Consider the following 19320-nt stretch of genomic DNA (forward strand, 5'->3'; position numbering starts at 1 on the left):
CGCCTCCCGGCGACGGTGCCGGAAGGCGCGTCAGGGATACAGTTCAACATATTGAGTGCACTTTGTCTCGATATGTATGTGGATATCTCCCATGTTCGCGCGAGATACGGCCATTATCAGAGCACTCTTAATTCAGCCCGGAGATGCGTGAGACGCGATCACAACAGCTCACGCGCTCAGCACGAGCGCCGATCCCATGCCGCCACCGGCACACATGGCCGCGACCGCGACCCCGCCGCCACGACGACGCAGTTCATGCGCCAGGGTGGCGACCATGCGCGTGCCGGTCGTCGCGATCGGGTGCCCCAGGCTGCAGCCACTGCCGAACGGATTCACCCGATCGGGATCCAGCCCCAGCTCACGCACCGCGGCAATGGGCACCGCAGCGAACGCCTCGTTGATCTCGAACAGATCGACCTCGCCGATCGCCATACCGGCGCGATCGAGCGCCTTGCGAATGGCCTCGATCGGCGCCAGGCCCGTCCGCACCGGATCAACGCCGACACTCGCCCAGGCGCGAACCGTCGCCAGGGGCGCAATCCCTTGCGCGGCAGCTAATCCGGCGTCGGCCACGACGACCGCGGCGGCACCGTCGTTGACGCCGCTGGAATTCCCCGCCGTGATGGAGAACCCCTCGATCTCGGGATGCAGCGGCTTCAGCGCGGCCAGTTTCTCGATTCCGGTATCGCGCCGGGGATGCTCGTCGACCTCGAAAACCGTTGTCGTCCAGTCTCTTCCGGTGACCTCGACCGGGACGATCTCGTCGGCGAACACACCCGCATCGATCGCCCCGATCGCACGCTGATGCGATCGCAGCGCCCAGGCGTCCATCTCCGGCCGGGTTATCCCGGCCAGCTCGGCGGTGTTCCAGCCGACCAGCACGGCCATATCGTTGTTCGGCGCATCGGGTGTGGAGACATGGGACGGCGAGCTCCACGGATCCTGCCAGTCGTCGCTGCCCGGAATCCGCCGCCGCAGCACCGGGGCGGTGGACGAGGACTGGGTTCCCCCGGCGATGACCGCTCGGTCCATCCCCGCTCGCACGCTCGCCGCGGCGCTCGCCACGCTGGCCAGGCCCGACGCGCAATGCCGGTTGTGCGCGAGTCCGGGAACATGGGTCAGCCCGGCCTCGATGGCCGCGTAGCGGGCGATATCCCCGCCGCCGGCCAGGGATTCACCCAGCACGACGTCGTCGATGTCCGCGAGCGGCACACCGCTGCGCGCGGCCGCCTCCCGGACGACGAGGGTGGCGAGGTCGAAGGCGCTGGTATCGCGCAGGGTCCCCTTGCGAGCAGTGCCGATAGGGGTGCGGCAGGCGGAGAGCAAAACAGCTTCAGTCATAATGTTTGTTGTACTCTATTTCCATCAGGCAAGGCTCACACGCGGCAAAAGATCGACACATGACACATATCGAGACGATAAACAGTGCACTTTCTTAGGTAACCGCCCGATCGGGCGCCGGGGCTACGACCCGCGAATCCGAGCCTGTGCCGGCGATGCGGGTCATCCCGCGCCGAGCCGGGTCGGCAACTCCCCGACAGACGAATATCGCTGGACCAGATGAGTTTTCGGTCAACGCATCCGTCTCGGCGCGCCGCTGTGCGGGCATCGGCAATGCGCTAGCGCGAAAGGAATTCGATGGAGATCAAAGGTAAGAAGGCCGTGGTGTTCGGCGGGGCCTCCGGTATGGGCCGGGCCAGCGCCGAACTGCTCGCGGCGCGGGGCGCGCAGGTGGCCGTGCTCGACCGCGCGGGCTCGGCGGGCGCGGAGGTGGCCGCGGCCTTCGGCGGCAGCTTTCACCCCGTCGACGTGACCGATTTCGAGGGCACCGAGCGGGCCATGGATGATGCAGTGGAATCCCTTGGTGGACTGCATGTCTCGGTGACAACCGCCGGTGGCGGCAGCGTGGCGCGGACGCTCGGCAAGGCCGGTCCGCACGATCTGGACGCCTTCCGCCGGATCCTCGACCTCAACGCCGTGGCCACCTTCAACATCAGCCGACTGGCCGCGGAGCGGATGAGCCGCAACGAACCCGAGGACGCCGACGGCGAACGCGGCGTCATCGTCAACACCTCCTCGATCGCCGCCTTCGAGGGGCAGATCGGGCAGGTTGCCTATTCCGCAGCCAAGGCCGCCATCGCCGGCATGTCGCTGACGATGGCCCGCGATCTGGGCTCACTGGGCATCCGCGTGGTGGCCATCGCGCCCAGCCTGTTCGAAACCGGTGCGACAGCGAAGATTCCGGAGGAGACCCGGGCCGCGCTGGTGAAGGATGCCGCCTTCCCGCGCCGGCTGGGCCACCCCGAGGAATACGCCAAACTCGCCCTCGCCGTCATCGAGAACCCAATGTTGAACGGCCAGTGCCTACGCCTGGACGCGGGCCAGCGCTTCGGTCCCCGCTGAGCCGGGACACGGGCTTCAGCTCGCCAGCACCTGCGCCCGCCCCGCGCCGTTCGGTTCGCCGACCGCGGCGGCGGCGCAGGCGCCGCCGTCGACCAGCAGGTCGGTGCCGTTGAGGAAGCTCGCCTGTTCCGAGAGCGCGAAGGCGACCACGGCCGCGACCTCCTCGGCATATCCCTTGCGCCGCAACGGTGTTCGCTGCACGATTCGGTCGATGCCCGGATATTCGGCGGCCTCGAGCTGAATCAGCGGGGTATCGATGATGCCCGGGGTGACCGAACAGATGCGCGCGCCGACGGCCCCCAGCCGCACCGACTCCCGCCGCACGAGGCGATGCACACCACGGCTGATCCACGTGTGCGCCCGCGCCGGTTCGTCCAGGACGGGTCCGAGCAACTCGCGGATGCGGTCCGGGAACTCGGGGTTCAACGGGTCGTCCAGGATGGCCAGAGCCGCCGGATCGGGGGCGTTCGGGTCGAGCAGCGGGCCCATGGCGGCCAGGACCACCATGGCGGTTCCGTTGTCCGCCAAGGGACGCAGCGCCTCGGTGAGCCGGGCGGCGGCGACGAGCTCACCGAGAATCTGACGCGAGTCGGCCAGGCTGGGCGAGCGGAAGTCGGCGTGCGCGACCCCGCGCAGTGTGCCGAGCTCGGTGATCCGCTCGGTCAGTCGCGCGAGGCCGTCATCGTCGGCCAGGTCGAGGGTGAACGGTTCGGCGGCGACATCCGCGTCCTCGACGAGTTCGCGCGCCGCGGCCATCGCCGCGTGCGGATCCGGATCGGTCAGCAGCAGCGTATCCACGTGGTCGACGAGCTGGCGCGCGCACGCCGCGCCGAGTGCGCGCCCCACTCCGGTGACCACACCCACCGTGACATCGCGCGGTGCATTCTCCCGGGACCAACACGCTGCCATGGCAACCTCCATCCGGACCACTCTGTCCGGTACTACGCTACACGTGTGCCCCAGACTCCGAAAGCAAAACGCGAGACTCCGAAAGCCAATCGCGGACCCAGTGCCGGACCGGCGAACCGGCAGGCCCTCATCGACGCGGCCGGCGAGGTCTTCGCCGAACTCGGCTACAACGCGCCCCTGCGCGAGATCGCCCGCCGCGCCGGGGTCGGGCAGGGCAGTCTGTACCGGCATTTCAGCGATCGGGTCGCACTCGGCCTCGCCGTCTTCGAGGACAGCATCCAGGAGCTGGAATCGCTTGTGACACAGGATGATTACATGCTCAACGACCTGTTCGACCGGATCGCCGAACAAGCACAGACCTCCGCGGCGCTGACCGAACTGCTCACCACCAACGGCACCGATCCCCGGGTGATCCGCCTGGGCGAGCGCACCCGCGACAGCGCCGCCCGGATCATCGAGCGCGAACAGGCCGCCGGGCGGATGGGCACTCACCTCACCGCCGATCACGCGATGCTCGCGGTAGCCATGCTCGCCACCACACTGGCCAAAACCGATCCCGCGGAACGACCGAACGTCGCGCGGCAGGCCCGGGAGATCTTCGACACCGCATTCGCGACCATCCCCGCGAAAATGTCGGCGCAGTAGGTGAATTCGACGGCCGTGCCCGCTCGGCCGGCAGATCCGCCCCCGCGGACCCGCCGCCCGCGCCCGCCTCACCGCAGGCTCAGCACGCCCAGACCCTCGAGCGCGAGACCGTAACCGAGAGCCTCGTCGAGCAATCGCTTCCAGCGCACAGTGATCGCAGTGCGGGTATACCGCGTGACGAGCGGCGGCCGCGCGATGATGTATTCGGCCAGCTCGCGAGCCCGGCCCAGCAGCGCCTCCGGCTCGAGCACCTCGTTCACCACCCCGAGCGCCAGCGCCTCGCTCGCGCTGAGCTGCTGACCGGTCAGCAGGAAGTACCTGCCCCGATTGGAACCCAGGAGTTCCTGCCAGACGACGTGCACCCCGTCTCCCGGCACGGTGTGGCCCGGAAAATGCGGCGTATCGGCGAATACCGTATCGGACGAGGCGAGAGTGATATCGGACAGGACCGCCAATTCGGCATGGATCGTCGCCGGGCCGTTGATCGCCGCGATGACCGGAACCTCGATATCCAGCAGATTCCGCAGCATCCGCTTACCCTCGCGGTGGACCTTCTCCCAATCGCCGGGGCCCGATACCGGGTCATCCCAGCGGGCGTCATTGATGAAACTGTCCCCGGTGCCGGTCAGGATGACGACTCGGTTGTCGACATCCTTACCGATCTCGTAGAACGCATCCACACTTTCGGTGTGATGTTCCTTCGTATAGACGACCGGTCCGCCGTCGCTGTGGAATCGCACGATCAGGATGCCCTTGTCATCCCTTTCGAAGGCGATCGTCTTATATTTACCGAAGTATTCGGGATCGGACATCGGATGCTCCTGTGAAAAATCAGCGGACCGAGAAACCGGCGTCGAGCGGCCACTGGACACCGGTGATGAATTTGGCCTGTTCCGATACCAGGAATGCGACCGCATTGGCGATATCCGAAGCCTCGAGGATCGAGATCGGCAGCGCATTCTGCATCGTCGAGATATCGTTCTGGCCGCCGGCGGCGGCTTCGGCCATCATCGCCTGCGTGACGGGATTCTGCGTCATACCGCTGATGACACCGGTCGGGTGAATGGTGTTGACTCGAATCCATTCCGGGGCCAGCTCGTTGGCCAGGCACTGCATGAGCCCGACCAGGCCGCGCTTCGCCGCGGTGTACGCGGTTCCGGATGCCTGCACCGACGCGGTGCCCTTGAGCCCGGCACTCGAGCTGGTCAGCACGATCGAGCCGCCCCGGCCGCCGGCACGCAAGGCGGGCAGGGCCGCGCGAATCGTGTGGAAGACGCCGGTGAGGTTGACATCGATGACGTCCTGCCACTCGGTCAGGAAATCCGACTCGGGCCCCAGGCGCACGATACCGGCATTGGCCAGGATGATATCCACCCGGCCGAATTCGGCCAGACCCTCGTCGAATGCCTTCTGCAAACCGTGGAAATCGCGCACATCCGCCTGGCGGGCGACCATGCGACGCCCCTGCTCCTCGACCAGGCGAACCGTCTCGTCGAGATCTTCCGCCGTCGCATTCGGATAATTCATCGACGGAATGTCTTCACAAATATCGATACCGATGATGTCGACGCCCTCACGCGCGAGCCGCACCGCGTGCGCCCGTCCCTGTCCGCGGCCCGCACCGGTAATGAATGCGACATGTCCCTGGAGGCTCACCGCTGCTCCCGTCCAATACTGCGCACCGCGCCGGTGACAACGCAGGTCAGCGCGCGTCGTGCGAAATCAGTTGATATTGCTGGCCGGAGCGTAGGCAGCCTGCCCGAATTCCCGTGATTCTCCTCTCACTCAGCGGAAGCGGCGAACCCGAGCCGCACCGAGGACCGCCGATCGCCGCGCGATATCCCGGCCGGGCGCAGCGCGCGAGCGGCGGATCCCGGTCCCGGGGTAGGCGGCTCGGATCAGTCGAAGGTGACCACGACCTTCTCCGCCGCGCCCGGTGTGAGGGTCAGCTCGAAGGCGCGCTCCACCGTGTCGAACGGGATGCGGTGGCTGATCAGCTTCGCGAATCGTTCGGCGTGCTCGGCGATTTCGGGCGTCACCTCGAAGATCTCGGTCGGGTAGCCCTGCGAGGCGACGATGGTCATCTCGCTGCGCAGCATGGCGCCGATATCGATCGGCGCGGGCTTGCTGTGCACGGCGACCATCACCAGTTTCGCGCCCCACTTACCGGTCCGCAGGGCGGTGTTCACCACGACGGCCGCGCCCGCGGCATCGATGTAGATATCGGTGCCGGGGCGCGGCTGGCCGAGTGCGTTACGGCCCGTACCGTGCAGTTCCAGTAGCCGCGCGGGCACATCCTCTCGCGAGGAGTCGATGACGGCGTCCGCGCCCACCGCCAGCGCGGTCTCCAGCCGCGAGGCGATCACATCGGCGACCGCGACGTGCTGCACACCGCGCAGTTTCAACCAGATCACCGCGCCCAGACCGATCGGACCGGCACCGAAAACGATCACCTTGTCGCCGGGGCCCGCCTCCGACCGATTCACACAGTGCCGCGAGACGGCCATCGGCTCGTTCAGCGCGGCGACTCCGAACGGCACCGAATCTGGCAGTACCGCAACGCTTTTCCCGGCAACCGCATCCTGAATGAGCAGATATTCACTCATCCCGCCCAGCGCCCCGCCGCACCCGATGATGCCCGAGGGCGCGCCCTGCGGATTCACCACGACATGATCGCCGACCTTCAGATCCGTCACCTCCGCGCCGACCTCGACGACCTCACCGGCGGGTTCGTGTCCCAGTGGCAGCGACCGCAGCCTGCCGTCGCCGAGCGGATTTCCGGCCGCGTCGATCGGGGTGCCGCCCATGTGCAGGAAGGTCGCGTCGGTTCCGCAGATACCGCAGGCCCGGATCCGCACGAGCGCGTCGGCGGGACCGGGCACCGGCCGTTCGACCTCGACCACCTCGATCCGGTCCACGGCACCGGTTCGAACGAGCTTCATCGACGACATGTCCTGCCCACTTTCTCCAGCGGATTACCGCTTCCTACGATCCCGCTCCGCGCCCTCGGCAACGAGAGAGCACAGTCCCGGCCCGATGGTGTAGCCCGCTACACCATCGGCCGATACCAGGCATCAGGCGCGCCTCTCACGCGTGGCCGCGCAATCAGGCTATCCGGCAGTTATCCTTCCCGATCGACGGAACGCGCGTCCCGGAGCACCCGGACCGGGCCGGCGATCTCACTCGATACCGGAGTCTCGACAGTGCGGTCCAGCACGACACGGACCGGTGGATCGGACAGTCCCATCGCCGAGCACGGACCAGGGAAGCACCAGCCGACCCCCACGGCGAAGAGATCGTCGCCGATGCGCACACCCGGACCGCGCACCGGTCCAGCATGACAGCGCAGAGTGCACGCCTCGGCTAGGGTGCGGAGGCCGACCGCACATATCCAGGCGAGCAACCGAATCGGGCAGTTCCATCGCCGAGTACGGGCCAGGCAAGCACCGGCTGACCCCACGACGAAGAGATCGTCGCCGATGCTTACACCCGGACCGTGCGCCGGTTCAGCATGACCGCGCACGGTGCGCGCCTCGGCTAAGGTGCGGAGGCCGACCGCTCGTCTATCCGGGCGAGCCACCGAATCGGGTCCCACCCGGCCGTCGTGTCCGCACCGGCGTCACAGCGCACCGCGATCGGCCACACCCCCCGACCCGCCTCGGCGCATCGAGCTCCCACCGAACGAGGTCCACAGTGCAACTCAACCTGACGATTCCCAACAACCACCGGGTCACGACGCTGCTGCAACCCTGGCAGGACAGCGTCGGCGGCGCCGAGATCGGGCGGATCGCGGCGCTGGCCGACCGGCTCGGCTTCGGCCGCCTGAGTGTGGGTGAGCACTTCGCGGTGCCCAGGGAGCATGTGGCCGCATCCGGAGCGCACTACATGCACGCCACCACCGCGCTGGCCTACCTCGCCGGGCACACCGAGCGAATTCGCTTGGCCGCCAACGTCAGTGTGATTGCACTTCAGCATCCGATCGTGCAGGCCAAGCAGTGGGCCACGCTGGACTGGCTGGGCGGCGGACGCGCCGACCTGATCGTCGGGGCCGGGTGGATGCGCGCGGAATTCGATGCACTCGGCGTGGATTTCCACACCCGAGGCCGTCGCCTGGACGAGTACATCGAGGCCATGCGGGAGATCTGGTCGAGCGAATTCACAAGCCACCGAGGCGAATTCGTCGAGTTCGACGATATCGCGGCGGAACCGAAGCCGATCGGCGGTCACAGCGTCGGCCTCTGGTTCGCCGGTGACGTACCGCAGACCTTCCGCCGCGTGGCCGAGTGGGGCGTGGGCTGGTCGCCGTATCTGACTCCGCCGGAACGGATCTCCGAGGGCATCGACCGGATCAAATCCCATCCCGAATATCGCGGGCAGACCGTCGATGTGTTCTTCAACCTCGCCAATCTCCGGCTCGGTCAAGCGCACAGCAGCCGGGCCGACGATCACGACTTCGACACCTGGAACGTGCAGAAACTCCTCGATCAGATCGGTTGGGTGCAGAGCCTGGGCGTCACCGAGGTCGCACCGCCGCTACCGAAGCTGGACAGCCTCGAGCACTATGTCGAACGTCTGCACTGGCTGGCCGAGGAGATCATGCCCCGGCTGGAATGAGAAAACACCCGCGCGATCCCGGCGCGCCGCGGGCTCATCTCACTGAGCGGAAGACGCCGATCAGCAAATCCCCCGCGCACATACGCTCCGGGTCCGGCGATCAGTGCTCGGCTGCGATCGCCACGTTCGTACGAGAGGGTCCCGCGGTGTGGAGATTCACCTTCGGAATCCGCGCCCGGATTCTGATGATCGCACTGATTCCGAGTATCGCGCTGACCGCGGTCGGTGTCGGCGAGGCGGTGACGCTGATCCGGGATGCCCAGCACGCCAAGCACTATGCGCAATCGCTGTCCAGTACGACCGGTTCGAATATCGCCGTGAACAAGGCTCTGGATCAGGAGCGATTGCTCTCGGCCTGGCAGCTGAGCGCCCCCGATCCCGATCCCCGCGCATTGGCCACGACCCGGGCCGGGGTCGACGAGATCGTGCGGGGATTCTCCTCGACCCTGCAGGACGCGCGGGGGGCCGGTGCCGGGATGAACGCCGAGATCGGCAATTTCTCGAATGCGTTCCGGGAACTGCCCGATATCCGCGCACAGGTCGACAGCGGCACGATCCCGGTGGCGAAGGTCTACGAATTCTTCTCGAATATGCTCGGCGGCACCGACCGTCGCGCGGAACAGATCCTCGCGGATCGCTCGCCCGATGCCGCCAGCGCGATCCGGCTCCAGGGGCCGCTGCGGCTGTACCGGCTGAGCGAGGCGATGTCCGGCGGCAGCGCCCTGCTCGCCGCGCCGGTCAACGGGCACGAACTTCCGCCGCAGCTGATGACCGAACTGCGTGATCTCGTCGGCTACTACCGGCTGGAATTCGCCAAACTGGCCGCAAGTGGGGATGTCGATCCGCAGCGGGCATCGGTGATCACCAACGGCCCGGCCTGGAAAACCGTTACGGCCGTGGAGGATGCGGTCCTGGACTCGCCGGCGAAATCCGGTGCGGCGCCGAAGTTGCCGGCGACGCCGCTGCAATGGCGCAATGCCGCGACCGAGGTCGACAGCCGGCTCCTGGATCTGTTCGAGGCCGAATATCATGCGGGAGAACAGAGCCTGGCCACCAAGGCCGGACAGACCGAACGGAACGGCTTTCTGACCGGCGGCGCGCTGCTGGCACTCACCCTGCTGGTCTTCCTCGGCTCGCTCGCGCTGGCCAACCGGCTGATCCGTAGATTGCAGCGACTGCGCAGGCGGATGCTCCGGCTCGCCGACCACGACCTGCCCGAGATCATGCGCAAGCTCCGCAACGGCGAAACCGTTGATCTCGCAACGGCTTCCGCCCGTCTGGATTTCGGCCGGGACGAGGTCGGCCAGGTGGCGGAGGCATTCGATCGGGCGCACAACGCGGCCGTGGATGCCGCGATCACCGAGGCCCGCACCCGCGAGGGCGTGCGGGCGGTATTCCTCAATATCGCGCATCGCTTCCAGCTGGTGGTGCACAAGCAGCTCAGCGTGCTCGATGATGCCGAGGCACATCAGGAAGACCCGGCGCTGCTGGACACCTTCTTCCGGCTCGACCACCTGGCGACCCGGGCTCGCCGCAATGCCGAGAATCTCATCATTCTGGGCGGCGGGCGACCGGCGCGGCAGTGGCGGCAGCCGGTCCAGCTGACCGATGTGGTCCGCAGTGCGGTCAGTGAAACCATCGACTACCAGCGGGTGCGCGCCCGCAGGCTGCCGGGGGTGCTGCTGGTCGGCGGCGTCGTGGCGGACCTGATCCATCTGCTCGCCGAACTGATGGACAATGCCACCTCGTTCTCTCCCCCGCACGCACAGGTGGAGCTGACCGGCACGATGGTCGAGCGGGGGCTGGTGCTGCGGGTCAGTGATCAGGGCATCGGTATGAGCGCCGAGGATCTGGCCCGATTCAACGAGATGCTCACCGAGCCACCGGATTTCAGCCTGACGGAGCTTGTGGAGGACTCCCGGCTGGGGCTGTTCGTCGTCGCCCGGCTGGCGGCGCGCAACGACATCTCGGTGCGGCTGCGCGAATCCGACTACGGCGGTATCGGGGCGATAGTACTGGTTCCCTCGGCACTGCTCGTCGCGAATCCGGCGCCTCCCGAGCCGCCGAGCGGACGTCACGCCGGCCGCGCCGCGCCCGCTTCGATCACTGAAGTTAGTGCAGCACAACATGTTCGAATGAACGGCGCGGCGACCGCGATTCTGGCGGCACCCCGACCGCCCGCCGAACAGGATCTGCCGAAATCGCTACCCGCGGAGGTGAACGGCCCGCCGTCACCCGCACCCGCACCCGCACCCGCACCCGCACCCGCACCCGCACCCGCACCCGCACCCGCACCCGCACCCGCACCCGCACCCGCACCCGCACCGACGAGTCTGCGGCCTCCGCTGCCGCGCCGGCGACGAAAGGCCAGCCTCGCGCCGCAGTTGGCGCACGACATCGAAAAGGACACCGGCACAACGGAGTCCGATCCTTCCCAACGGCCCCGGACGGCCGAGAATGCCCGCGCACTGATGTCCGCGATCGAGAACGGGACCCGTCAGGGCCGCCGGGCCCGCCCGGATTCCCAGGACCCGGGCACGATATCCGCCGATTCACCGGCCGATGAACCAGGAGAACTATGACGACCTCTGCCCACGCCGGTGATCTCGGCTGGCTGCTCGACGATCTCGCCGAACGCCTCACCGGCGTCCGATTCGCGGTGGTGCACTCCACCGACGGCCTGTCGCTGGGCCACACCCAGGGCATGAGCCGCGAGGATGCCGAACACCTCGCCGCCCTGTCGGCCGCCCTGTACGGCCTGGCCTGCACCGCGGGAGCCCGTTTCGAGGGCGGCGGCGTCCGGCAGGCCGTCATCGAACTCGACCAGGCCGTGCTGTTCGTGACCGAGGCCGGCCGCAACACCTGCCTGGCACTGCAAGCCGACCAGGACGCCAACTTCGGCATGGTCGCCTACGAAATGAACCTCACTGTCCAACGCATCGGCGGCCTGATGAGCACCGACACCCGCAACATGTAGCCGCGGCCGCAAGCGGGGGGGCGACGAGCGTCGGCCCCCGCTTGCGCCCCGGGGGTCACTCCACCGTGATGGCCCGCTCCGGGCAGGCTGGCCCGCCCATGCAGGCCCCTTCCCCGAACTGTGCGGGATCTCCTCGCACGGCAGGGCATAGCCACAGTCGTTGGGGCTCGATCCCCAGCACACCCGGCGACGTGCGCATGCGGTCCGACGCATCGGCCCTCGCAGCGCCCGGCCGGGATCACTCCACCGTGATGGCCCGCTCCGGGCAGGCCAGTGCGCCTGCGCGGGCCCCCTCTTCGAGCCCGGCCGGGACCTGCCCCTCGAGCGGCAGGGCGTAGCCGCTGTCATCGAGGTCGAATACGTCCGGTGTGGTCGCCCAGCAGCGGGCGTGACCGGAGCATTTCGTGGTGTCGATGGTGATCTTCATGGGGCAGAACCGTTCTCGAAATGGGGGTGGGGCACGGATTCGTCCGGAGATGCAACTCCGATCAGGGGTCCTGTAGCGCTTCGACCGTCTCGATCAGCGCCCGCAGCCGCGTTTCCAGCAGATCGCGTTCGGCCCGATCTGCCTGTCCCGCACCGAGTTCGGCCAGGCGCGTCTCGGTCTCGGCGATCTCCGCACGCAGGCGGCCCGAGGCCTCCTCGCGGGTCAGCAGGTCCAGGTCGGTCCAGTCGGATCGTTCCGACTCCGGCCGGCGGCTCATGCGGGGAGATTGTAGAGGCGGCGGGTGTTCAGCTCGACGATCTTGTGCACCTCGTCGTCGGGCACGTCGGCCAGGACCTCCGCGGCGTAGGCGCGGCTCTTGGGCCAGTACGAGTCCGAGTGCGGGTAGTCGCACTCCCAGGTGATCTTGTCGACGCCGATGTGGTGCCGCACCTCGACGCCGAACCGGTCATCGATGAAGCAACCGTGGAAGTGCTTGTGGAACAGCTCCGACGGCCGCGCCTCCTGATTGACGTTCTGGTAGAAGCGATGCCGCTCCCAGGTCCCGTCGATGCGCTCGAGCAGATACGGCATCCAGCCGATGCCGCCCTCGGACAACCCGACCTTCAGCTTCGGGTGGCGGTAGAACACCGGGGAGTACAGCAGGTCGGCGGTCGCGAACATGGAGTTGCAGCCGAACAGCGAGATGGTCACCGCGAACGGCGCTTCCGGGGAGGTCTTGGGCGGCTGACCCGAGGTGCCGAAGTGCAGGCAGATCGGCAGATCGGCGTCCTCGGCCGCGGAGAAGACCGGATCCCAGTGATCGGTGTGGAACGAGGGCAGGCCCAGCGGCGACGGATTCTCCGGGAACGAGATCGCCTTCGCGCCCTTGGCCGCGGTCCGCTGGATCTCGGCCACACAAGCCGGAACGTCCCACAGCGGCAAGATGATCAGCGGAATCAACCGGCCCGGTCCGGCCGCGCACCACTCGTCCAGCACGAAGTCGTTCCAGGCCGCCACGCACAGCCGGGCCAGCTCACGATCCTGGCCCTCGAGGAATATCGTGCCCGCGAACCGCGGGAACGACGGGAAGCACAGCGCGCCCCACACCCCATCCAGGTCCATATCGCGCAACCGCGCCTTCGGGTCGTAGCAGCCCGGAATCATCTCATCGTAGCGCGTGGGCTCCAGGCCGAACTCCTCGGGCGACTTGCCCGCCACCGCATTCAGGCCGATGTACGGATAGATCCGGCCCTCGTAGGTCCACACCTCCGCCGGGGCCTGCCCCTCCCCTCGGTCCTGCTCCACGATCCGCGGCCCGGCCTCCCGATACTTCGCCGGCAGACGATCGGTCCAGAGTTTCGGCGGTTCGATCAGGTGATCGTCGGTCGACAGCAGCTTCATCCATGGCTGTAACGGCATTGTCCTACTCCCTTGTCATGATCGCGGCACCACGGGTGACCGTCCCGGGAAACGGGTGACTGTGCCCGCGCGCCTCGCGCGCAACAGCCCGGATCCGGCTGCGCACTGAGCCACAGCGATCCCACTATCCCTATTGAGGGTACTTCTTTATATATCGAACAGCAGTATAGTTGGCTAATCCCGCTACACAACCGCCCTATTAGGATATTAAGGCTACCTATTTAGCGGGAGGGTCGCTACGCTCGAGACTCGCGAGGCCGACTTCGGGCCGAGGGAAGGACATCAGGATGGGTCGCGTACAGGACAAGGTCGTCTTCATCACCGGAGCCGCCAGAGGACAGGGCCGCGCGCATGCGCTCCGGCTCGCCGGCGAGGGTGCCGACATCATCGCGGTCGACATCTGCGAGGACATCGCCAGCAACAGCTATCCGCTCGCACGCCAGGAGGATCTGGCCGAAACCGCGAAGCTGGTCGAGAAACTCGGCCGCCGGATCGTCACACGCAAGGCCGACGTCCGCGATCCGGCCGCGCTGCGCGCCGCCGTGGCCGAGGGTGTGGCCGAATTCGGCCGGCTCGACGCGGTCGTGGCGCAGGCGGGGATATCTCCGCTGGGCCCCGAGCAGAGCGCCCAGGCATTCCTCGATGCGGTGACCGTCGATTTCAACGGTGTCGTGCACGCGGTCGACGCCGCGCTCCCGCACCTGCCCGACGGCGGCGTGATCGTGGCGACCGGATCGCTGGCCGGACTCGCGTCCGCGACCACCGACAATCCGGCCCTGGGACCGGGCGGGCTGGGCTACTCCTTCGCCAAGCGAACCGTGGCTTCGTTCGTGCACGACCTGGCAACGGTGTTGGCGCCCAGGCGAATCCGGGTCAACGCGGTACATCCGGGCAATTGCAATACCGATATGCTCAACAGCGACGCCATGTATCGCGCGTTCCGGCCCGACCTGACCGATCCGACCCGCGAGGACGCGCTGGTGTCCTTCCCCGCGACCTCCGCCATGGGCAACCCGTATGTGGAGCCGGAGGATGTCGCCGACGCGGTACTGTTCCTGATCTCCGACGAGTCCCGCTGGGTCACCGGTGCGCAGCTTCGCGTGGACAGCGGCGGTTACCTGCGCAAGCGTCCGCAGCTGCCGACGTTCTGACACTCTCGACGCGAGAAATACTCGAAACCCGGACCGAATCACGAAGGCACGCACACAGATCCGGCCCGGGTTTCCAGTTGCCCGACTACCGCTACGGGACGATCGATTCCGAACAGCCGAGCGGACGAGCCCGATTCGTGGGCACCCGACGACCGCCCGCGTGGTCGCCCTCATCGACAGCGCCCGAGCACACCGGCACAACATGCGAATCTCGAACCCGCGCACCACCCGCACATCATCGCAGCGGAGGCACCGGCAGCGGGATCACTCGTCGGTCATGCTGAGTACGACTTTTCCGGTCACGCGACGCTCGGCCACATCGGTCAGCACAGTCGCGATATCGGCGAGGGGATGTACTCGGGAAACGAACGGGCGCATACCTTCTCGCACCAGTTCCGCAAGCACGCGGTCGCCCTCGGCGACGGCGTCCCGGGCATACTGCCGCAGCATGCGAATCTCGAAGCCGCGCACCACCGCATCCTTGAGCAGTACGAGATTCAGTGGGATGCGCGGGATCTCACCATCGGCGTAGCCCACGGTGACGAACCGGCCGCCGCGCCGCAGCCCGCGCAGCGCCGCCTCCGAATAGCTTCCGCCCACGGGATCGATGACCAGGTGCGCACCCTCCCCGCCGGTCAGCTCGCGCATCCGGGACTTGAGATCCTCACCGGCATAATCGATTCCGGCCTCCGCGCCGAGTTTTCGGGCAATGGCCAGCCGATCGTGGCCGGAGGCCGCCGCCAGCACGCGCATCCCCAGCCGGGTCGCGACATCGACCGTGGCGGTGCCGACCCCGCCCGCGGCACCGAGCACCGTCACCCATTCACCCGGCTCACCGCGCCCGATGGTGACCAGCGCGTGATAGGCGGTCGCGTAGGTCACGTGGAAGGCTGCGGCGTGGACCATGTCCAGCCCCTCGGGGACCGGCCGCAGCGCCGTCGCGGGCAGCACCACCTTTTCCGCGAACGCGCCCGAGAGCACCGCGCCCGCCACCGGCGAGCCCACCGGCGGTCCGCTCACCCCGGGCCCGAGCGCGGCGATCACACCGGCGAATTCGCTGCCGGGCGTGAACGGCAGCGGCGCGGACACCTGGTACTGATTCGCCGCGATGAGCACATCCGGATAGTTGACCGCCGCGGCGTGCACCCGGACCAGCACCTCACCGGGACCGGGCTCGGGGTCGTCCAGGTCGACAACGGAGATCCCGCTGGGTGGACCGTATTGCGTCAGCCGTGCGGCTTTCATCGTCACTTCCCTACCATCGACGGGGCGCGCGGTTCCCCTGCGCGCGTGCAGCGCTCGACCTCGGCGGTTCCCGCGCCCGGAACTCGGACGCGCAGTTGGAACTCCTGCCGATTCCGGCCGAACAGCATCCGGCCCGATTCACTATTGAGTATACGTATCTATCACACAACACCCCGTCTATACAGCCGATACAGGCATATATCACGAAACCTACGGGAGTATCGACCACACGCGTCAGCACCTGACAGTATTAAGGATACTATTACGCCGACTCGGTCGATCGGGTCGCGGAGAAGGAGGAGATGTGTCGGACGACGTGGTCCTGGTCCAACGCCGTGGAGCGGTGCAGGTCATCACCATCAACCGCCCCCAGGTGAAGAACGCCCTGGACGCAGCGGTCGCCAAGGCGGTCGCCGCCGCGGTGGACGAACTCGACGAATCGAACGAGCTGCGGGTCGGCGTGATCACCGGTGCGGGCGGAACCTTCTCCGCCGGAATGGATCTCAAGGCATTCCTGCGCGGTGAGAGCCCCGCCATCGAGGGCCGCGGCCTGTGCGGGATCACCCAGACCCCGCCGCGCAAACCGCTGATCGCCGCGGTCGAGGGCTGGGCGCTGGCCGGCGGCTTCGAGCTCACCCTCGCCGCCGATCTGGTCGTCGCCGCGCGCACCGCGAAATTCGGTGTACCCGAGGTAGCCCGCTCACTGGTCGCCCGCGCGGGCGCGGCGCTGCTGCTCACCCGGCGGATTCCGCAGGCCATCGCGCTGGAACTGCTGCTCACCGGCGCGCCCATCACCGCAGAACGCGCCGCGGAGGTCGGTCTGGTGAACCGGGTCACCGAGGAGGGCGGCGCGCTCGCGGCCGCGCTCGAATTCGCCGAGCGGATCGCGGCCAACGGCCCCCTCGCGGTCGCGGCGACCAAGGAAATCGCGCGCTCGAGCGCCGACTGGACGCTGGCCGAGGGATGGGACCGCCAGGTCGAGATCTCCCAGCCGGTCTTCACCTCCGAGGATGCCACCGAGGGCGCGACCGCCTTCGCCGAGAAGCGCAAGCCGGTCTGGAAGGGCCGCTGAACGGGGCCCGGAACGAGGAGAAGACAATGCACAGCGGACCGTTGGCCGGTACCCGCGTCATCGAACTCGGCGGTATCGGCCCGGGTCCGTTCGCGGGAATGCTGCTGGCCGATCTGGGTGCCGAGGTCGTGCGCATCGACCGGCCCGAACGCACGAACGACACGGACGCGGGTGGACCCGAGGATGTGGCGAATCGCGGGAAGCGTTCGGTCCTCATCGATCTCAAACATCCGGACGGGCCGCGCACGGTCCTGGATCTGGCCGCCCGCGCGGACATCCTGATCGAGGGCTTCCGGCCCGGGGTCACCGAGCGACTCGGCATCGGGCCGCACGAATGCCTCGCGCGCAATCCGCGTCTGGTGTACGGCCGGATGACCGGGTGGGGTCAGGATGGTCCGCTGGCCTCGGCCGCCGGACACGACATCACCTATATCGCCCTCACCGGTGCGCTGCACGCGATGGGCACCGCGGGCGGCCCGCCGCAGATCCCGCTCAACCTGGTCGGCGATTTCGGCGGCGGCGGTTGTTATCTGGTGATCGGCGTCCTGGCCGCGTTGCACGCCGCGCAGCGCAGCGGGCGCGGACAGGTGGTCGACGCGGCCATCGTCGACGGCACCGCGAGCCTGCTCGCCAGCACTTTCGCCAAACTCGGACGCGGGGTGTGGACCGACGAGCGCGGGGTGAACCAACTCGACGGCGGCTGGCCCTTCTACGCGATCTACGAGACCAAGGATCGCAAACACGTGGCGGTCGGCGCGCTCGAGGCGAAGTTCTATCGGCAGCTGATCGAACTGCTCGACCTGGGCGTCGACCCGGACCGGCAGCACGACCGGTCCGCCTGGCCCGATCTGCGGCGGCGGCTGGAAAAGCGATTCGCCGAACGCACCCGCGACGAATGGGCGAGGCTGTTCGAGGGAACCGACGCGTGCGTGGCACCCGTGCTGGGCCTCACCGAGGCCGCGGCCCATCCGCATCTGGCGGCCCGGTCGAGCGTGATCGTCCGCGAGGGCATCGCACAGCCCGCCGCCGCGCCGCGCTTCTCCGAGACACCGTCCGCGGCGGGGCATATCGCTCCCGCCGCGGGTGCGGACACCCGGGCCGTGCTCGCGGACTGGCAGGTCGGCGACCCCGACGAACTGCTGCGCGCCGGCGCGGCCGTACAAGCCGGAACTCCGGCGAAATAGCAGACAGCACACCGGGTTCCGGCCCGGAGTACCAGCGAGAGGATCCGTCATGCCAGAGGCCGTCATCGTCGATGCCGTGCGCACGCCACTGGGCAAGCGCAACGGCTCACTGGCCCAGATTCACGCGGCCGACCTGTCCGCGCACGTGCTCAACGCACTCGTCGAACGCACCGGGATCGATCCGGGCATCATCGACGACGTGATGTGGGGCTGCGTCACCCAGATCGGCGATCAGTCCAGCAATATCGCCCGTTTCGCGGTGCTGGCGGCAGGGTGGCCGGAACATGTTCCGGGCGTGACCATCAACCGCGCCTGCGGTTCGAGTCAGCAGGCCGTGGACTCCGCCGCGCACGCGGTCATGGCCGGGCAGTACGACATCGTCGTCGCGGGCGGTGTGGAGACCATGTCGCGGGTGCCGCTCGGCTCGCACCGCACCACCGGTCAGCCCTACGGCCCGGCCGCCCTGGCGCGCTACGACAACTTCGAATTCAACCAGGGCGTCGGCGCGGAGCTCATCGCCGAGCGTTACGGCCTGAGCCGCACGCGCCTGGACGAATTCGCCTCGGAATCGCATGCCAAGGCGGCGGCGGCCATCGATGCGGGCGTCTTCGACGACCACATCGTGCAGATCGACGTCGACGGCACGAAATTCACCACCGATGAGGGCCTGCGGCGCGGCACCAGCCCCGAGACGCTGGCCAAGCTCGAGCCCTCGTTCAAGCCGGACGGGGTGATCCACGCCGGGAACTCCTCGCAGATCTCCGACGGCGCGTCGGCGCTGCTGATCACCACGCCGGAGAAGGCGCGCGAGCTGGGCCTGACCCCGATCGCCCGCTACCACAGCGGCGCGGTCAGCGGTGCGGACCCGATCACCATGCTGCTGGGCCCCATCCCGGCCACCGAAAAGGTCCTGCGCCGAGCGGGATTGGCCATCGGCGATATCGGCGCGTTCGAGGTCAACGAGGCGTTCGCCCCGGTGCCGCTGGCATGGCTGGCCGACACCGGCGCCGATCCGGAACGGCTCAACCCGCTCGGCGGCGCGATCGCCGTGGGCCACCCGCTGGGCGGTTCCGGCGGCATCCTGATGACCCGGTTGATCGCCCAGATGCGCCGCAAGAACCTGCGCTACGGCCTGCAGACGATGTGCGAGGGCGGCGGCACCGCCAACGCCACGATCATCGAACTGCTGAGCTGATCGCCAGTGCCGCAGAATCTTCCGGTCGGTGAGCCGACGCCTACGGCCGGGGATTCCCGGGTGCCGTGCTCCGCACCAT

18 protein-coding genes are annotated in these 19320 nt (G+C 68.0%); 9 read left to right on the top strand and 9 right to left on the bottom strand.

All coding sequences use genetic code 11. The features are described 5' to 3' along the window. Positions 1–168: 168 nt before the first annotated feature. Positions 169–1341, bottom strand: coding sequence for a thiolase family protein (locus ON40_RS20720; protein ID WP_040825275.1), 1173 nt, complete (start codon positions 1339–1341; stop codon positions 169–171). Positions 1342–1638: 297 nt separating this feature from the next. On the opposite strand from ON40_RS20720, the gene ON40_RS20725 reads away from it, so the two are divergent. After that, positions 1639–2403 carry an SDR family NAD(P)-dependent oxidoreductase gene (locus ON40_RS20725; RefSeq protein ID WP_040825276.1) on the top strand — a complete coding sequence of 255 codons (765 nt, stop codon included), beginning with the start codon at positions 1639–1641 and terminating at the stop codon, positions 2401–2403. 15 nt (positions 2404–2418) lie between these two features. On the opposite strand, the gene ON40_RS20730 is transcribed toward ON40_RS20725, so the two are convergent. Continuing rightward, positions 2419–3312 carry an SDR family oxidoreductase gene (locus tag ON40_RS20730; RefSeq protein WP_051193420.1) on the bottom strand — a complete coding sequence of 298 codons (894 nt, stop codon included), beginning with the start codon at positions 3310–3312 and terminating at the stop codon, positions 2419–2421. Positions 3313–3357: 45 nt separating this feature from the next. Here ON40_RS20730 and ON40_RS20735 point away from each other — a divergent pair, with 45 nt between their 5' ends. Then, on the top strand, positions 3358–3957 hold the full coding sequence (locus tag ON40_RS20735) for a TetR/AcrR family transcriptional regulator (protein ID WP_040825278.1): 600 nt from the start codon (positions 3358–3360) through the stop codon (positions 3955–3957). Positions 3958–4025: 68 nt separating this feature from the next. Here ON40_RS20735 and ON40_RS20740 read toward each other — a convergent pair whose 3' ends face one another. From ON40_RS20740 to ON40_RS20750, 3 genes are all read right to left on the bottom strand, one after another. Then, complete coding sequence (locus tag ON40_RS20740) at positions 4026–4769, bottom strand: enoyl-CoA hydratase/isomerase family protein (RefSeq protein ID WP_040825280.1); 744 nt, start codon at positions 4767–4769, stop codon at positions 4026–4028. A gap of 19 nt (positions 4770–4788) precedes the next feature. Continuing rightward, positions 4789–5613 carry a mycofactocin-coupled SDR family oxidoreductase gene (locus ON40_RS20745; RefSeq protein WP_040825282.1) on the bottom strand — a complete coding sequence of 275 codons (825 nt, stop codon included), beginning with the start codon at positions 5611–5613 and terminating at the stop codon, positions 4789–4791. A gap of 242 nt (positions 5614–5855) precedes the next feature. Further along, positions 5856–6899: a zinc-dependent alcohol dehydrogenase gene (locus ON40_RS20750; RefSeq protein WP_218008827.1), complete on the bottom strand. Its 1044-nt coding sequence runs from the start codon at positions 6897–6899 to the stop codon at positions 5856–5858. A gap of 751 nt (positions 6900–7650) precedes the next feature. Here ON40_RS20750 and ON40_RS51945 point away from each other — a divergent pair. The 3 genes from ON40_RS51945 (at position 7651) to ON40_RS20770 (ending at position 11548) form a co-directional block, all read left to right on the top strand. Beyond that, positions 7651–8571 carry a TIGR03619 family F420-dependent LLM class oxidoreductase gene (locus ON40_RS51945; protein WP_040825287.1) on the top strand — a complete coding sequence of 307 codons (921 nt, stop codon included), beginning with the start codon at positions 7651–7653 and terminating at the stop codon, positions 8569–8571. 146 nt (positions 8572–8717) lie between these two features. Next, positions 8718–11153: a sensor histidine kinase gene (locus tag ON40_RS20765; RefSeq protein WP_063713065.1), complete on the top strand. Its 2436-nt coding sequence runs from the start codon at positions 8718–8720 to the stop codon at positions 11151–11153. After that, entirely contained in the window at positions 11150–11548 is a 399-nt protein-coding gene (locus ON40_RS20770) for a roadblock/LC7 domain-containing protein (protein WP_040825289.1), read from the top strand. Before ON40_RS20765 ends, ON40_RS20770 begins: the two co-directional genes overlap by 4 nt. A gap of 238 nt (positions 11549–11786) precedes the next feature. Here ON40_RS20770 and ON40_RS20775 read toward each other — a convergent pair whose 3' ends face one another. The 3 genes from ON40_RS20775 to ON40_RS20785 form a co-directional block, all read right to left on the bottom strand. Then, positions 11787–11975 carry a ferredoxin gene (locus ON40_RS20775; protein WP_040825290.1) on the bottom strand — a complete coding sequence of 63 codons (189 nt, stop codon included), beginning with the start codon at positions 11973–11975 and terminating at the stop codon, positions 11787–11789. A 61-nt stretch (positions 11976–12036) separates the two neighbouring features. Beyond that, positions 12037–12252: a hypothetical protein gene (locus ON40_RS20780; protein ID WP_040825292.1), complete on the bottom strand. Its 216-nt coding sequence runs from the start codon at positions 12250–12252 to the stop codon at positions 12037–12039. Next, positions 12249–13394 carry an amidohydrolase family protein gene (locus tag ON40_RS20785; protein WP_085997760.1) on the bottom strand — a complete coding sequence of 382 codons (1146 nt, stop codon included), beginning with the start codon at positions 13392–13394 and terminating at the stop codon, positions 12249–12251. Before ON40_RS20785 ends, ON40_RS20780 begins: the two co-directional genes overlap by 4 nt. A 287-nt stretch (positions 13395–13681) precedes the next feature. On the opposite strand from ON40_RS20785, the gene ON40_RS20790 reads away from it, so the two are divergent. Then, positions 13682–14545, top strand: a complete 864-nt coding sequence (locus ON40_RS20790; protein ID WP_040825295.1) for a mycofactocin-coupled SDR family oxidoreductase — start codon at positions 13682–13684, stop codon at positions 14543–14545. Positions 14546–14809: 264 nt separating this feature from the next. Here the strand turns inward: ON40_RS20790 and ON40_RS20795 are convergent, their stop codons facing one another. Then, positions 14810–15790: an NADPH:quinone oxidoreductase family protein gene (locus tag ON40_RS20795; protein WP_040825297.1), complete on the bottom strand. Its 981-nt coding sequence runs from the start codon at positions 15788–15790 to the stop codon at positions 14810–14812. Positions 15791–16094: 304 nt separating this feature from the next. On the opposite strand from ON40_RS20795, the gene ON40_RS20800 reads away from it, so the two are divergent. From ON40_RS20800 to ON40_RS20810, 3 genes are read left to right on the top strand one after another with little or no spacing between them, the layout of a single operon-like run. After that, positions 16095–16862 carry a crotonase/enoyl-CoA hydratase family protein gene (locus ON40_RS20800; protein ID WP_040825299.1) on the top strand — a complete coding sequence of 256 codons (768 nt, stop codon included), beginning with the start codon at positions 16095–16097 and terminating at the stop codon, positions 16860–16862. A 26-nt stretch (positions 16863–16888) separates the two neighbouring features. Continuing rightward, positions 16889–18046: a CaiB/BaiF CoA transferase family protein gene (locus ON40_RS20805; protein ID WP_040825301.1), complete on the top strand. Its 1158-nt coding sequence runs from the start codon at positions 16889–16891 to the stop codon at positions 18044–18046. A gap of 49 nt (positions 18047–18095) precedes the next feature. Then, positions 18096–19241 carry a thiolase family protein gene (locus tag ON40_RS20810; protein WP_040825302.1) on the top strand — a complete coding sequence of 382 codons (1146 nt, stop codon included), beginning with the start codon at positions 18096–18098 and terminating at the stop codon, positions 19239–19241. The last annotated feature ends 79 nt before the right edge of the window (positions 19242–19320 follow it).

Source organism: Nocardia jiangxiensis NBRC 101359 (assembly GCF_000308615.1).
In the GTDB taxonomy this organism is placed as follows: Bacteria; Actinomycetota; Actinomycetes; order Mycobacteriales; family Mycobacteriaceae; genus Nocardia; species Nocardia jiangxiensis.